The sequence below is a fragment of the Ottowia sp. genome, from assembly GCF_046348305.1.
Lineage (GTDB): Bacteria > Pseudomonadota > Gammaproteobacteria > Burkholderiales > Burkholderiaceae_C > Ottowia.
The window spans coordinates 298117-311427 of sequence record NZ_JAXMEM010000004.1 but is presented as its reverse complement, the minus strand read 5'-3'; the positions used below and the strand labels follow the sequence as shown (position 1 = coordinate 311427).

14 protein-coding genes and 1 pseudogene are annotated in these 13311 nt (G+C 67.1%); 12 read left to right on the top strand and 3 right to left on the bottom strand.

Features of this window, described 5'->3' with window-relative positions:
- Positions 1–32: 32 nt before the first annotated feature.
- The 4 genes and pseudogenes from U1F38_RS05650 to gyrB form a co-directional block, all read left to right on the top strand.
- Positions 33–2384, top strand: a complete 2352-nt coding sequence (locus U1F38_RS05650) for an LPS-assembly protein LptD (protein WP_409986155.1) — start codon at positions 33–35, stop codon at positions 2382–2384.
- Complete coding sequence (locus tag U1F38_RS05645) at positions 2377–3858, top strand: peptidylprolyl isomerase (protein ID WP_409986068.1); 1482 nt, start codon at positions 2377–2379, stop codon at positions 3856–3858. Before U1F38_RS05650 ends, U1F38_RS05645 begins: the two co-directional genes overlap by 8 nt.
- 201 nt (positions 3859–4059) lie before the next feature.
- A complete protein-coding gene (gene rsmA, locus U1F38_RS05640) occupies positions 4060–4818 on the top strand; it encodes a 16S rRNA (adenine(1518)-N(6)/adenine(1519)-N(6))-dimethyltransferase RsmA (protein WP_409986067.1) in 759 nt (252 codons plus the stop codon).
- A 13-nt stretch (positions 4819–4831) separates the two neighbouring features.
- A pseudogene (gene gyrB / locus U1F38_RS05635) lies at positions 4832–5194 on the top strand (DNA gyrase subunit B); the annotation flags it as partial.
- Between the two features lie 31 nt (positions 5195–5225).
- Here gyrB and U1F38_RS05630 read toward each other — a convergent pair.
- On the bottom strand, positions 5226–6134 hold the full coding sequence (locus tag U1F38_RS05630; RefSeq protein ID WP_409986066.1) for a LysR family transcriptional regulator: 909 nt from the start codon (positions 6132–6134) through the stop codon (positions 5226–5228).
- A gap of 71 nt (positions 6135–6205) precedes the next feature.
- Between U1F38_RS05630 and U1F38_RS05625 the strand changes: the two genes are divergently transcribed.
- The 3 genes from U1F38_RS05625 to U1F38_RS05615 all read left to right on the top strand — a co-directional run bounded on the left by U1F38_RS05625 (position 6206) and on the right by U1F38_RS05615 (position 8260).
- Positions 6206–6904 carry a class I SAM-dependent DNA methyltransferase gene (locus U1F38_RS05625; protein WP_409986065.1) on the top strand — a complete coding sequence of 233 codons (699 nt, stop codon included), beginning with the start codon at positions 6206–6208 and terminating at the stop codon, positions 6902–6904.
- Between the two features lie 308 nt (positions 6905–7212).
- The gene (locus U1F38_RS05620; RefSeq protein ID WP_293225526.1) at positions 7213–7626 is read left to right on the top strand and encodes a hypothetical protein; all 414 of its coding nucleotides are present in this window, start codon (positions 7213–7215) and stop codon (positions 7624–7626) included.
- A 4-nt stretch (positions 7627–7630) separates the two neighbouring features.
- The gene (locus U1F38_RS05615; protein ID WP_409986064.1) at positions 7631–8260 is read left to right on the top strand and encodes a hypothetical protein; all 630 of its coding nucleotides are present in this window, start codon (positions 7631–7633) and stop codon (positions 8258–8260) included.
- Positions 8261–8371: 111 nt separating this feature from the next.
- Here the strand turns inward: U1F38_RS05615 and U1F38_RS05610 are convergent, their stop codons facing one another.
- Entirely contained in the window at positions 8372–8656 is a 285-nt protein-coding gene (locus U1F38_RS05610) for a helix-hairpin-helix domain-containing protein (RefSeq protein WP_293225530.1), read from the bottom strand.
- Between the two features lie 135 nt (positions 8657–8791).
- Between U1F38_RS05610 and U1F38_RS05605 the strand changes: the two genes are divergently transcribed.
- Both U1F38_RS05605 and U1F38_RS05600 read left to right on the top strand, forming a co-directional pair.
- Positions 8792–8914 (top strand): hypothetical protein, encoded by a 123-nt coding sequence (locus U1F38_RS05605; protein ID WP_293225545.1) that lies wholly within the window; start codon positions 8792–8794, stop codon positions 8912–8914.
- A gap of 216 nt (positions 8915–9130) precedes the next feature.
- Positions 9131–9853: a class I SAM-dependent methyltransferase gene (locus U1F38_RS05600; RefSeq protein ID WP_409986063.1), complete on the top strand. Its 723-nt coding sequence runs from the start codon at positions 9131–9133 to the stop codon at positions 9851–9853.
- A gap of 120 nt (positions 9854–9973) precedes the next feature.
- On the opposite strand, the gene U1F38_RS05595 is transcribed toward U1F38_RS05600, so the two are convergent.
- Entirely contained in the window at positions 9974–10912 is a 939-nt protein-coding gene (locus U1F38_RS05595) for a LysR family transcriptional regulator (protein WP_293225534.1), read from the bottom strand.
- Positions 10913–11030: 118 nt separating this feature from the next.
- Between U1F38_RS05595 and U1F38_RS05590 the strand changes: the two genes are divergently transcribed.
- From U1F38_RS05590 to U1F38_RS05580, 3 genes are all read left to right on the top strand, one after another.
- Positions 11031–11429: a tautomerase family protein gene (locus U1F38_RS05590; protein ID WP_057272730.1), complete on the top strand. Its 399-nt coding sequence runs from the start codon at positions 11031–11033 to the stop codon at positions 11427–11429.
- A 46-nt stretch (positions 11430–11475) separates the two neighbouring features.
- Positions 11476–11943 carry a cupin domain-containing protein gene (locus U1F38_RS05585; protein ID WP_057272731.1) on the top strand — a complete coding sequence of 156 codons (468 nt, stop codon included), beginning with the start codon at positions 11476–11478 and terminating at the stop codon, positions 11941–11943.
- Between the two features lie 301 nt (positions 11944–12244).
- Positions 12245–13276, top strand: coding sequence for an IS481 family transposase (locus tag U1F38_RS05580; protein WP_409986062.1), 1032 nt, complete (start codon positions 12245–12247; stop codon positions 13274–13276).
- Positions 13277–13311 lie beyond the last annotated feature (35 nt).

The following is a 13311-nucleotide window of genomic DNA, read 5'->3' as shown; positions in this document are numbered from 1 at the left end:
TTCACCCCATTTCCCATGACCGCAAGGGCCTGATGTGGCGAGCTTCGGCCCTGCGGCCCGGCGTCGCTGCCGCGCTGGCCTGCCTGGCGGGCGCCGCGTGGGCCCAGGCGCCCGCGCCGGCCCCGGACGCGCCGCTGGTGCTGCGCGCCACGCCGATGCTGGCCGAGAAGGTGCCTCGCAACCAGCCCATGGCCAGCTTTGTCTCGGGCGACGAGATCACCGGCCGCGCCGAGCTGGACACCACCGTGCAAGGCAATGCCGAGCTGCGCCGCCCGGGCCTGGCGGTGTGGGGCGACAAACTGGTGTACGACCAGAGCACCGACATCGCCACCGCCACCGGCCATGTGCGCGTCAACTCGCAGGGCAATCGCTACACCGCCACCGAAGGGCAGTTGCAGGTGGACGCGTTTTCGGGCTTTCTGCTGCAACCCAGCTACCGCCTGCTGGCCAACGGCGGGCACGGCACGGCCCAGCGCATTGACTTTGCCGACAGCGACCGCGCCACCGTGGTGAGCGGCGACTACACCACCTGCGAGCGCCCGGGGCCGGACTGGGTGCCCGACTGGATCCTGCGCGCCAGCAAGCTGGAGCTGGACCAGGAAGACGAGGTGGGCCAGGCCCAGGGCGCGGTGCTGGAGTTCAAGGGCGTGCCCATCCTGCCGGTGCCCTCCCTGCGCTTTCCGCTCAGCGACGCGCGCCAGTCGGGCTGGCTGCCGCCCACCATGGGGCTGGACAGCACCAGCGGCCTGATCCTGTCGGTGCCCTGGTACTGGAACATCGCGCCCAACCGCGACGCCACGATCACGCCCACGGTGATGTCGCGCCGCGGCGTGGATGTGGCGGGCGAGTTCCGCTACAAGGAAAACAACTACGAGGGCAGCGTGGCGGGCGACCTGATGCCCGACGACCGTCTGCGCCAGCGCAACCGCTGGGGCCTGTTCACGCGGCACAACGGCACCTACGCCACCGGCATCGACGTGCTGGGCACGCTGGGGGTGGGCCTGAACATCAACCGCGTGAGCGACGACAACTACTGGCGCGATTTCACCCAACGCGGCCTGCCGCTGACCACGCGCCTGCTGTCCAGCGAGGGCGGCCTGTCCTGGGGGCACGGCGATTTTTCGGCCGCGCTGCGCATGCTCAAGTGGCAGACCCTGCAAGACGTGACGGCCCCCATCGTTCCGCCCTACGACCGCCTGCCGCAGCTGACCGGGCACTGGGGGCGCACCAACGACCGGGGCTTCGACTACTCGCTGGACGCCGACTACACGCGCTTTCGCGCCGATCCGTTCTGGACCGGCCAGCCCAACGGGCAGCGCGGCTTCGTGCTGGGCCAGCTGTCGCGGCCGATGCTGCGGCCCTGGGGGTTTTTCACGCCCAAGGTCCAGTTTCACGCCAGCCACTACCAGTTCGACGGCGCGCTGGCCGACGGACGCACCGCCGCCAGCCGCGCGCTGCCCACCGTCAGCCTGGACAGCGGCCTGGTGTTCGAGCGCGACGCGCGCTACTTCGGCCGCGGCTTCACGCAAACGCTGGAGCCGCGCCTGAAGTACGTCTACACCCCCTACCGCAACCAGAACGGCCTGCCCAACTACGACAGCGGCCTGTACGACTTCAACTTCGCCACCATCTGGGCCGACAACATCTTTGCCGGCAACGACCGCATCGTCGACAACAACCTGGTGACCGCCGGCGTCACCAGCCGGCTGCTCGACCCGCAAACCGGCGCCGAGGCCCTGCGCCTGGACATTGCGCAGCGCTATCGCTTCAGCCCGCAGCAGGTGGTGCTGCCCGGTGGCGTGCCGGCGGCGGCGGGCTTGTCCGACCTGATGCTGGGCGCCGGCATCAACTGGAACCCGCACTGGGCCGTCGACACCGTGGTGCAGTACAACCGCGAGACGCACCAATCCACCCGCAAGACGGTGCAGCTGCGCTACTCGCCCGGCGCGTTTCGCACCTTCAGCCTTGCCTACCGTCTGCAGCGCGACCTGGGCACCAAGTCGGTGGACGTGGGCTGGCAATGGCCCCTGGGCGGTGGTGGCGTGCGCGGCGAACTGGGCACCACCCGGCGCTCGGGCGGCGGCAGCTGCAGCGGCCAGTGGTACAGCGTGGGGCGCCTGAACTACAGCATGCCCGACCGGCGCGTCGTCGAGGGCCTGCTCGGCTTCGAATACGATGCGGGCTGCTGGATCGGCCGCGTGGTGCTCGAGAAGGTCAACAGTTCGCTGACCTCCTCCACCAAGCGCATCATGTTCCAGCTCGAATTCGTCGGGCTGTCGCGACTGGGTTCGAGCCCGCTGCGCAGCTTGCGCAACAGCATCCCGCGCTACCAGCTGCTTCGCACCGACACTCCTGCCCCCAGCCGGTTCTCCGACTATGAATAAGCCCCTGCATCGACACTTTCTGATCTGCGCCGTGCTGCCCGCGCTCATGGGCCTGGCCGGGGCGGCGCAGGCGCAGTCGGCCCCGGGCGCGGCGCCCGCCAAGGCCACGCGCGCGGCCAAATCAAGCAAATCGGCCAAGCCCCCCAAGGCCAGCAAACCGGCTGCGGCGCCCGCCAGCGCGCCCGCATCGGCACCGGCGCAGGCCGCCGCCTCGGCCCCGACGGCGGCCGGCGCACCGGCCGAGGCCGACTACATCGTCGCCGTCGTCAACACCGAGCCCGTCACCAACAACGAGGTGCGTGCCCGCGTGGCGCGGGCCTTGCGCGAGATGGGCGAGCGCGGCATGGTGCCGCCGCCGGCGGCCACGCTGCGCCAGCAAGTCCTCGAGCGCCTGATCTCGGAGCGCGCCGAACTGCAGTACGCCCGCGAGATCGGCCTGAAGGTCGATGACACCATGCTGACGCAGGCCCAGTTGTCGATTGCCCGTCAGAACGGGCTGGCCAGTGTCGACGAGCTGTACCGCCGCGTCCAGCAAGAAGGCATTCCGGTCAAGGACTTCGTGGACGACGTGCGCAACCAGGTGCTGCTGGCGCAGCTGCGCGAGCGCGAGATCGCGCCGCGCGTGCGCGTGACCGACGCCGAGGTCGATGCCTTCATCCGTGAGCAGACCGGCGCCACGGCGGCGCAGCCCGAGCTCAACCTGGCCATGATCCTGGTCGAGGTGCCCGAGGGCGCCAGCGCCGAGGACGTCACCAAGCTGCAAAAGCGCGCCGACGAGGTGGCCCAGAAGGCGCGCGCCGGCGAGGACTTCGCCAAGCTGGCCAGCGAATACTCCGACGCCAACAAGCGCGGCAGCGACGGCGGCGTGCTGGGCCTGCACCCGCTGGACAAATACCCCGAGCTGTTCGTCAAGAGCACGCAAGGCGTGCGCGTGGGCGGCATCGCCGGGCCGGTGCGCTCGCCGGCCGGCTTTCACATCCTCAAGGTGCTCGAGCGCAAGGTCAACCGCGACCTGCCCGAGGTCAAGATCCCGCAGACCCACGTGCGCCAGATCCTGCTCAAGGTCGGGCCCTCGCAAAGCGCGCAGGTGGCGCGCGAGCGCCTGGCCGACTTCAAGCGCCGCATCCAGTCCGGCCAGGCCAGCTTCAGCCAGTTGGCGCGCCAGTATTCGCAGGACGACACCGCCGCCGACGGCGGCGACCTGGGCTGGGTCACGCCGGGCCAGTTCGCGCCCGAGCTCGATCAGGTCGTGGGCAACCTCGATGCGGGGCAGATCAGCGACCCGATCGTCACCGGCAACACCGTGCACCTGCTGCAAGTCGAAGGCCGGCGCGAGCAGGTCCTCACCAGCGCCCAGCAACGCCAGATGGCGCGCAACATGCTGCGCGAGAAAAAGGCCACCGAAGCCTTCGACACGTGGGCCAAGGAAGTGCGCGGGCGCGCCTATGTGGAGATGCGCGAGCCGCCGAAATGACGCCCCCCCTGCGTCGCTTCGCGCCTTCCCCCCAGGGGGACGCCGCCAGTGGCCGGGCCAAGCCCGTTCCACGGCGGCCGCTGACCTGGCTTGCTCCGCAGCCATTCGGCTCTTTGGGCGGATGCGCCGCGGACGTCGCCAGCAATTTCCGGCCCCTGGCGCGATCCACTCCGCTCGCGCGAAGGCGCTCTTGACTCGCGCATGAAGCACATCCCGCGCAAGCGCTTCGGTCAGCACTTTCTGGCCGACCCGGCCGTGATCGACGCCATCGTGCGCGCCATCGATCCGCGGCCGGCGCAGCCGATGGTGGAGATCGGTCCCGGCCTGGCGGCGCTCACGCAGCCGCTGGTCGAGCGCCTGGGCCGCCTGACGGTGATCGAGCTGGACCGCGACCTGGCCGCGCGGCTGCGCGCGCATCCGCAGTTGAACGTCATCGAGTCCGATGTACTGAAAGTGGATTTTGCGCAGGTGGCGCAAGCGCTGGGCGCTATCAAAATCAGAATTTGCGGCAACCTGCCCTACAACATCTCCAGCCCCATCCTGTTTCACCTGCTGCCCTTTGCCGAGCACATCGAAGACCAGCACTTCATGCTGCAAAAAGAGGTCATCGACCGCATGGTGGCCGCGCCCTCTACCTCCGACTACGGGCGCCTGTCGGTGATGCTGCAATGGCGCTACGCCATGGAGTGCGTGCTCACCGTGCCGCCCGAGGCGTTTGACCCGCCCCCGCGCGTGACGAGCGCCGTGGTGCGCATGCAGCCGCGCGCCGACTTTGCGCCGGTCGATCCCGCGCTGCTGTCCGAGCTGGTGCAGGTCGCCTTCAGCCAGCGCCGCAAGCTGCTGCGCCACACGCTGGGCAAGTGGCTCGAGGGGCGCGGCTTTGCGGGTGAATTTGACGTGCAGCGCCGGGCCGAGGAAGTGCCGGTGGAGGAATACCTGGGGCTTGCCTTGCGGGTCTGAATCGGCGCTCGTTGCGCTGGTGGCCGCCGCGCAGACCTTCCAGCACCTGCTGGGCGAGGGCGCCAAAGTCACCCGCGGCGAAGGCGAGCGCCAGCGCGAGCAGGCCGTGGGCAACTTCCGCGAGGCCATGCAATGGCTGATCGCCGAAGCCGAGCGCACCACCAGCCGCCAGCGCTACAAGGGCCTGGGCGAGATGAACCCCGAGCAGCTGTGGGAAACCACCATGGACCCGGTCGTGCGCCGCCTGCTGCGCGTGCAGATCGAAGACGCCATCGCCGCCGACCAGGTCTTCACCACCCTGATGGGCGACGACGTGGAGCCGCGAAGGGCGTTCATCGAGACGAATGCGCTGCGGGCAGTGAACATCGACGCTTGAGGGGCCGCAGAAACGGCCCAGACAGCGCGCGTCAGCAGACTGGCGGCAGCGTGGGCGGTTCGAGGGGCCGGGCAAGCCCTTGCGCCAGCGCTTCAAACACCAAGCGAATGCGCCGCGAAGTGCGCAACTCCCGGTGGGTGACGAGCCAGATGGGAAACAGCACCGGCGGTACGTCGTCCAGCACGCGCACCATGCCGGGCGTGGCGGCGGCGATCTCGTCCATCATGGCGCTGATGCCCAGGCCAGCCTGCACCAAGCCCCACTGGCTGGTGCTGTGATCGACGTAGCAGCTGAAGTTGGCGTCGGTCAAGGCGAGGCCGTGCTTGCGCAGGTAGGCCAAATAAGCGCCAGAGCGATCACTGCCGACGAATTCGCATTGCTCCGCGTCCTGCGCGCTGCGCGGGTGCCCGTTGGCCTGCACCCAGGCGCGCGACGCGTAAAAGTGCGCTCTGGCCTGACGGATGAACCGGGCGATCAGCTCCGGCTGTTCAGGCTTGGCATGCCGAATGGCGATGTCGGCTTCTCGCCGCAACAAATCGCTGAACGCATTCGAGGGCACCAACTCCAGCGCAATGCCCGGCGCGCTGTGCCGCAGTTGGCGCACCATCGGTGGCAACAGGCAGGCGGCCACCACGTCGCTGGCCGATACCGTCACCACACCTTCCACCGCTTGCGCCTGACCGCTGGCGGCCAGTGACAGCGCATCGGCGGCGGCGCCCATGGCGCGCGCGTGTTCGAGCAAATCCAGTCCTGCGACGGTCAACTGCATCGTCTTGCCGACACGCTCGAACAGGGTCACCCCCAACCGGGATTCGATGGCCGCGACCTGACGGCTCAACGTGGGCTGCGAAAGCCCCAACTGCCGCGCGGCCGCGGACAAGGAACCGGCCTCCGCCGCCGCCAGAAACGCACGCAACTGGTTCCAGTCGATCAGATTCATGCAATTACGTATATGTTCAATGCAAAAACAGGTGTTTCATTCGTTTGTGCATATATATACCATCGGCCGCCATGTCAGCACTTCGCACCACCCAGTCATCGCCTCCTTCACGGGCTGCGGCGACCCAACCCGCCGCCACGGCGGGCGTCCGCTTCTGGGACCGCATGGCCCCGCGCTACGCGGCATCGGCGATTGCCGACACGGCGGGTTATGAACGCACGCTGGCGCGGGTGAGCACCCTGCTGGCGCCTGAACATGCCGCGCTCGAAATCGGCTGCGGCACGGGCGCGTCCGCCCTGCGCCTGGCGTCCCGTTGCGGCCGCCTGCTGGCCACCGACTCGTCGCCGGCCATGATCGCCATGGCGCGCCAGCGCTGGCGCGCGCAACCCAGTGCCCAGCTGAGCTTTGCCGTCGCCGACGCCCAGGCGGCGCTTCAAGAGAACGCTGGCGGCTATCACCGCGTGCTGGCGTTCAATGTGCTGCACTTGGTCGACGACCTGGACGCCGTGCTCTCGGCGGCGGCGCGCGCGCTGGCCCCCGGCGGCCTGCTCATCTCCAAGACCCCGTGCGTGCGGGAAATGAACCTGTTGGTCGCACGCATTGCGGTGCCGATCGCGCGCATGCTGGGCGCGGCCCCACCCGTGCAGGTCTTCGATGAAGCGCAACTGCTCGCGGGCATGCGCGCCACCGGGCTCAAGCCCATCATCGTGGAGCGCCACGGCACGCGCCGCAAGGATTTCCGGGCCTTCGTCGTGGCGCGCAGAGCCTAGATTAGCGTCGGTGCGGGTGCCTTGCCGCGCGAGCGCGCCCGAATCTCCAGTCCCACTCCCTCACCCTTGTAGAAACCAAAGGAACCGCCATGCGAAGCACAGCTGCGCACCCCGCCATCTCCTGCGCCCCTCGCCACGGCGCACGCCTGCGTGCCCTGAGCGCCCTGATGCTTTGCGTGGCGCTAGCGGCCTGCGGCGGCAGCGACGACGACCTCGCCCCATCCCCTGCGCCAGGCACGCCAGCCCCCGGCGCGCCGGCTCCGGCCCCGGCCCCAGGCGCGCCGGCCCCCGCGCCGCTGGCCTCGGGTGTGGCAGCGCTCGAGGGCGAATGGGTCAACCGCAAGGTCTGCACACCGCTGGGCCCGCAGCAGTCGGCCTATCAGATGGTGAAGCTCGTGCGCCAGTCCGACACGGTGGTCGATTACCGCTCGGGAACCCTGCTCTACAACAGCGCCAACTGCCAGGGCGCGGGCTCGGCCCTGGTCAGTTCGATGGGAACGGTGACACTGTCTCGCATGGAAAGCAGCGCAGCCATCGCGGCGCACTGGGCCGTCTGGCGCACGATCACCGGCGCCACCGCGTACGTGGTGTGGGCCAAGCCCAGCGACAACACGCTGTGCATCCTCGGCGACGAAAACCCGTCGATCCTGCCCACCATCGACCGCGTCGCCCAAAGCGCCGCGGTTCAGGATCAGCAGAACGCCTGCTTCGTGAAGCTTTGACACGGTGGCCAGTTTGAAGCTCGGCCCTGGCGTTGTTCTGAGCGTGACGGCACGCTTGCCCGATCTGCTGCAACGGGCGCGGCGTCTCGCCCCGTGGCCGTTGATCGCCCTGCTCTGCGCTTGCGCGAGCACCACGGTGTCCGTGGCGCCGTCGCCCCAAGCGCCACTGTGCGACCGCGCGGCCAGCGCGCTGGTGCTCTGGGCGCCGCAGTGGCGCCCGGACCAGAAGGACGTGGCCGCCCGCGAACACGCCGCGGCCACCGGCCTGCACGCGTTTTTCGACAGTTCCGATTGCTTTCGACGGGTTGAACTGGCCAGTGCCTCGCGCCTGACTCCCGCTGAAGTGCGTCGGCATGTGGCCGCGGCGACCACGGCTTTTTCCAGTGTGATCGGCATCGAGGTGCTGGAACTGGGGCCGGTGGTCAAGCTCCTGTCCGGCCCGGCACTGATCGAGGGCGGCACCCATGTCGTGCTGCGCATCATCGAGTATTCGCCTGAATCGCTGGACGAACGCCGCCGCTTCGTCGTCGATTGGCACCATGGCGGGCCGGGCGTTGTCCAAGGTGTCGAAAGCCTGCCGAGCGACATCCAGGCCGCCGTGCGCGCGGGACTGCAGGCGGACGCACCGCGCTGAGCCTTGCAGACATCACCACTGTCCGGCCAATTGCCCCGTGCCGAGCCAGAGATCAAACACGGGCGCGGGCTGCAGACCGATTTCGTTTGGTGCCGATTTGAACGGTCAAAATCAACCGCCGCCGCAGGCGGTCGGCTGCGACGAAATGTTAGACATTTGCGCCTGATGAGATTGTGCGAGAGCAATGGCAGACTGAATGGCTGCGCGGGCCTGCGGACTATTTTTCCAGCACGTTGAGCCAACAATTGAGGACGCTTTTGAAACAATATCAAGAGCATTGGCTTTGCTCAAATGTGCCAAAGATTCATACCCCATTTGTTCAAGGCGAGCCACGACTGTAGGGCCAACACCTTTGACAGCAAGGAGGGCTTTTTTTTCGGATGCTGGAAATGGCATTGCAGATTCCAAAAATATCTAACGAACGAAAGGGACTTCCCCGTCCCGAGCGGCCCGCGAGCTTGCGGGAGACGGCAACTGAGTGCCACGATGGGAAGTGCAAATTCTCATCAACTCGTTCGAAAGGGGAAGTCCATGACCATCGTAACCGTAGGCATCGACCTTGCAAAGAACGTCTTTGCCGTTCACGGCGTGGATGCCGGTGGTAGACCTGCTCTGCTGCGCCTCAGCGTGGCGCGCGTGGAAATGTTCATCTGACCCCATTTACCCCTGGCGCACGAACAGACAGCTGCTGAATTGATAGCTGCTAGCGCTTGATAGATAAGCGCTAGAGGCCAATTTGGCTTGATTTCTTTGACACGTTGCCCACCCCAACCGTTCGGGCTGAGCCTGTCGAAACCTTGCGCGGGCTTGGCAAACCGGCGGACCCAGCCCATCGCCAACCGTCGCACCCACCGTACACCAGACCACACCATGATCCATCCCACCGCCTCCCCCTTCACCGATCCCGCTGCCGTCGCCCGCTACGCCGAAGGCCCCCGCCGCAACGTGCCCGGCTACGACAGCCTGCTGCGCATGTCCCGCATCCTGCTGGCTGAGCGCGTGCCCGCCAACGGCCGCGTGCTGGTGGTGGGCGCAGGCGGCGGGCTGGAGCTGGAAGACATGGCGCTGGCGCACCCCGGCTGGCGTTTTGACGGCGTGGACCCCAGCCAGCCCATGCTGGACCTGGCCGCGCAGCGGCTGCAAAGCGCGGGCGTGGCGGGCGACCGCGTGGCGCTGCACCGTGGCTATGTGCAGAGTGCACCGGCTGGGCCATTCGATGGCGCCACGTGCCTGCTGACTTTTCACTTTGTGCCGCGCGAGGAGCGCGTGCCTATGGCGGCAGAGATCCGGCGGCGGCTCAAGCCCGGTGCGCCGCTGGTGGTGGCACATCTGAGCGTGGCGGATGGTGCAGGCCTTGGGGGAGAGGGCGGGGCAGGGGAGCGCGACCTATGGCTGTCACGCTACGCCGCGTTTCAGGTGGCGTCCGGCGTGCCGCCCGAGCATGCGGCCAGGGCGCGGGACAAGATTGCGGCGGAGCTGGCGGTGCTGACGCCGCAGGAAGACGAAGCGATCCTTCGCGAGGCCGGATTCAGCGATGTGCAGATGTTTTACATGGGCTTTGCATTCAGGGGCTGGGTGGCATCGGCCTGCTAGCAGGCAACGAAAGCGGGCCAGTTCATTGAACCCGCATGTCCGCAACTTGCTCCCTGTCAGGCTGTCTTGCGGCTGGGGTCGGCAGCCCCCGGCCAGCTAGCCGTAGGGCATAAAAGAACTTCAACGCACAGGCGCCAGCGCCCACCGGTCCTTCGACGCCTTCACCAGAAAATCAATCACCGCCTTCACCCTGGCCGCATTGCGCCGGCCCGGTGACGACACCGCGTACAGCGTGTGCACGGTGCGGGACGCAAAAGGCGCCAGCACCTCCACCAACCGGCCTTGCGCCACATCGGCCGCCGCAAGCGGGCAGGACAGCATCCCGATCCCCGCGCCGCCCACCAGCGCGTGGTGCACCAGGGCCGAACTGCTGGCGGCCAGGCGCGAGCGCACGGTCACCTCCAGCGGCTTGCCTTGTGCGTTGCGAAACGCCCAGGTCACTGCGGGCCCCTGCGCGGTGTGCGTCACGGTGTGGTGTTGCTGCAAGTCGCTAGGCTCGGCGGGCGTGCCGTGCTGTTCCAAATATCCAGGGGCCGCGTACAGGCGCCGCTCGAACCGGCCCAGCGCGCGCGCCACCACCAGGTCGCTGTGGCCCACGGTGGTGCGCAGCGCCACGTCGATGCCTTCCGTCACCAAGTCGGCCACACGGTCATCGGCCAGCAACTCCACCCGCAGCGCGGGGTAGCGCGCCTGCAGGTCCGCCAGGTGGGGCAGCACCAGCGCCTCGCAAATCTCCTGGCTGGAGGCCAGGCGCAAGGTGCCCGCCACGCGGCTGCGCTGGTCCGACAGCGATGCGCCGATGTCCTCCAACTGCGCCAGCAAGGCACGCGCTTCCTGCGCCAGCTCTGCGCCCTCGGGCGTGGCCGACAGGCCGTGCGTGGACCGGCGCAGCAAGCGCACGCCGTAGCCGGCCTCCAGCCGGTCCACACCGCGCGCTACCACCGACACCGCCACATCCATTTCGCGCGCCGCCGCAGAAAACGAGCGCAGGTCGAGCGACCGCACCAGCCACCGCAGGTCGGCCGGATCGGGGAGGAAGGAGCGAGGTTCTTTCTTCATCGTGCGCGCCTTTGCGTGCGGAGCAAAAGCCATTATCGCCACGGGCGGTTTCCGTGGCGGGGCGCAATTTCTACAGTGAAGGCTCCTTATCAACCAACGCATTCAACAGGAGCCCTCCATGCCCATCCTCAACGTCAAAGTGTCTGCCCAACGCACGCCCGAGCTGTCTGCCCGCATCGCAGAAACCCTGCTGGACCTGACCACCCGCGTGCTCGGCAAGCGGCGCGACCTGACCGCTGTGGTCATCACCTTTGTCGACCCCGCCGACTGGTACGTCGCCGGCCGGTCCCTGGCCGACCTGAAACAGTCGAGCTTCTACTTCGACGTCAAGGTGGTGGACGAGACCAACACCAAGGCCGAAAAGGCGCGCTACATCACCGAGGCGTTCGCAGCCTTCGAGGGCCTGCTGGGCGCGCTGCACCCCGAAAGCTACGTCTACGTGCAGGACGTGCGCGCCACCGCGTACGGCTTTGGCGGCCGCACGCAGGAATACCGCCACCAGCACCCCGAGCAATAAGCAAGCAATCCACCAAAAACTACCCAGGAGCACCGACATGACGACGATGACGACAACGAACAACCCCCTTGCCGACGTGATCGTGGCCCAGACGCTGGGGCGTGCAGGCCTGGCGGGCTGGATCCCCGAAGGCGAAGGCAAGTGGTCCCTGCCCATCCAGTTCCTGCCCGACGATGCTGGTTGGGTGGAACTGATGCGCCTGTCGCCCGGCACGCGGCTGGGCCTGCACCGTCACACGGGCGAAGTGCACGCCCTGACGCTGGTGGGCGAGCGCCGCCTGAACGATGGCCGCGTGGTGCGGCCGGGCGACTACATCCATGAGCCCGCCGGCAATGTGGACTGGTGGGAGGCGACGGGTACCGAAGAGCTGCTGGTGCATGTGGTGGTGAAGGGCAGCGTGGAGTACCTGGGGCCGCACCATGCGGTGTTGCAGCGGATCAGTACGGCCGATAGGCGGGCGGACTACCGCCGATGGTGTGAAGCGGAGGGGGTGGTGCCACGAGATTTGAGTTGATGACGTGTTTCACGCATCGCGCTCGCGGGCGCGCTGCGGTCCGGGGCGGGCTACAGGAGAAATATGAATGAAACCAGGCTCCAGCGCTCTCTGGTCAAGCGCTGGTAGCTCTTAAAACAAGAGCAGACGTGCCCACCGATGGCCGCGTGCCGAAATTCAACTATCGCCTCCCGTCAAACCACAGCGCTAGCTGTCGCATCCCGGATGATTGCATAGACTCTAACCGGTATCCACTCTTCATGGCCCGAGCCGTTTTGCAAGAGTTGATAGAGTCTCTGCAATCGATCTCGGGAGTACAACCATGCTGATAGCCCTGCACAAGAACGCGCGCACCACGCCTGCCGTGCGTGCCGAGATCGCCGCCAGCAGCGAGAGCGCCAGTGTGTTGGCCCAGCGCTTTGGCATCACCGAGCAGACGGTCTACAAGTGGAAGAAGCGCGATGTGTTCGGGGACCGCTCCCACACGGCCCACCGCCTGCAAACGGTGCTCACCCCAGCACAGGAAGCTATCGTGGTCCACCTGCGGCGCACCTTGCTATTGCCCCTGGATGATCTGTTGGCCGTCACACGGGAGTTCCTCAGTCCCGATGTCTCTCGTTCGGGCCTGGACCGGTGTCTGCGCCGCCATGGAGCAGGCAACCTCAATGCCCTGAAGCCCCAGGAGCCTGTGCAGACCCACAAGGCCTTCAAGAGCTACGAGCCAGGCTACGTGCATGTGGATGTGAAGTACCTGCCTCAGATGCAGGACGAGAGCAGCAGACGCTACCTGTTCGTGGCCATTGATCGGGCCACGCGCTGGGTGTTCGTGCAATTCAAGGCCAGCAAGACAGCCGCCAGTGCCCGGGCCTTTCTGGCTGCCCTGCACAAGGCCTGCCCGATCAAGATCAGAAAGCTGCTAACCGACAACGGCAAGGAATTCACGGACCGCCTGTTTGCCAGCAAGGAGCGTGAACCCAGCGGGAATCACGAGTTCGATCGGCTATGCCAGGAACTGGGCATCGAGCACCGGCTGACAAAGCCCAGGACGCCCAGAACCAACGGCATGGTGGAGAGGTTCAACGGGCGCATTGCCGATGTGCTCAAGACTCACCGATTCAACAGCCGCGAGGACATGCAGCAGACCTTGCAGCGCTATGTGGCCCTGTACAACCACCAGTTGCCCCAGTCAGCATTGGGCAGCAAGACGCCTATGCAGGCCATGAAGCAGTGGTACCAGGAGCGGCCGGATCTGTTTCATAAGCGACCATATGATCGTCCGGGATGCGACACCTATGCAGGCCATGAAGCAGTGGTATCAGGAGAGCCCGCATCTGTTTCACAAGCGACCTTATGATCGTCCGGGATGCGACATTTACGCATCAAATATGC

Bases quoted from the DNA above. Each gene is read 5' to 3' on its own strand.
- U1F38_RS05650 (WP_409986155.1), top strand. From the start codon at position 33: ATGTGGCGAGCTTCGGCCCTGCGGCCCGGCGTCGCTGCCGCGCTGGCC.
- U1F38_RS05645 (WP_409986068.1), top strand. From the start codon at position 2,377: ATGAATAAGCCCCTGCATCGACACTTTCTGATCTGCGCCGTGCTGCCC.
- rsmA (WP_409986067.1), top strand. From the start codon at position 4,060: ATGAAGCACATCCCGCGCAAGCGCTTCGGTCAGCACTTTCTGGCCGAC.
- U1F38_RS05630 (WP_409986066.1), bottom strand. From the start codon at position 6,134: ATGAATCTGATCGACTGGAACCAGTTGCGTGCGTTTCTGGCGGCGGCG.
- U1F38_RS05625 (WP_409986065.1), top strand. From the start codon at position 6,206: ATGTCAGCACTTCGCACCACCCAGTCATCGCCTCCTTCACGGGCTGCG.
- U1F38_RS05610 (WP_293225530.1), bottom strand. From the start codon at position 8,656: ATGCCATTTCCAGCATCCGAAAAAAAAGCCCTCCTTGCTGTCAAAGGT.
- U1F38_RS05605 (WP_293225545.1), top strand. From the start codon at position 8,792: ATGACCATCGTAACCGTAGGCATCGACCTTGCAAAGAACGTCTTTGCC.
- U1F38_RS05600 (WP_409986063.1), top strand. From the start codon at position 9,131: ATGATCCATCCCACCGCCTCCCCCTTCACCGATCCCGCTGCCGTCGCC.
- U1F38_RS05595 (WP_293225534.1), bottom strand. From the start codon at position 10,912: ATGAAGAAAGAACCTCGCTCCTTCCTCCCCGATCCGGCCGACCTGCGG.
- U1F38_RS05590 (WP_057272730.1), top strand. From the start codon at position 11,031: ATGCCCATCCTCAACGTCAAAGTGTCTGCCCAACGCACGCCCGAGCTG.
- U1F38_RS05585 (WP_057272731.1), top strand. From the start codon at position 11,476: ATGACGACAACGAACAACCCCCTTGCCGACGTGATCGTGGCCCAGACG.
- U1F38_RS05580 (WP_409986062.1), top strand. From the start codon at position 12,245: ATGCTGATAGCCCTGCACAAGAACGCGCGCACCACGCCTGCCGTGCGT.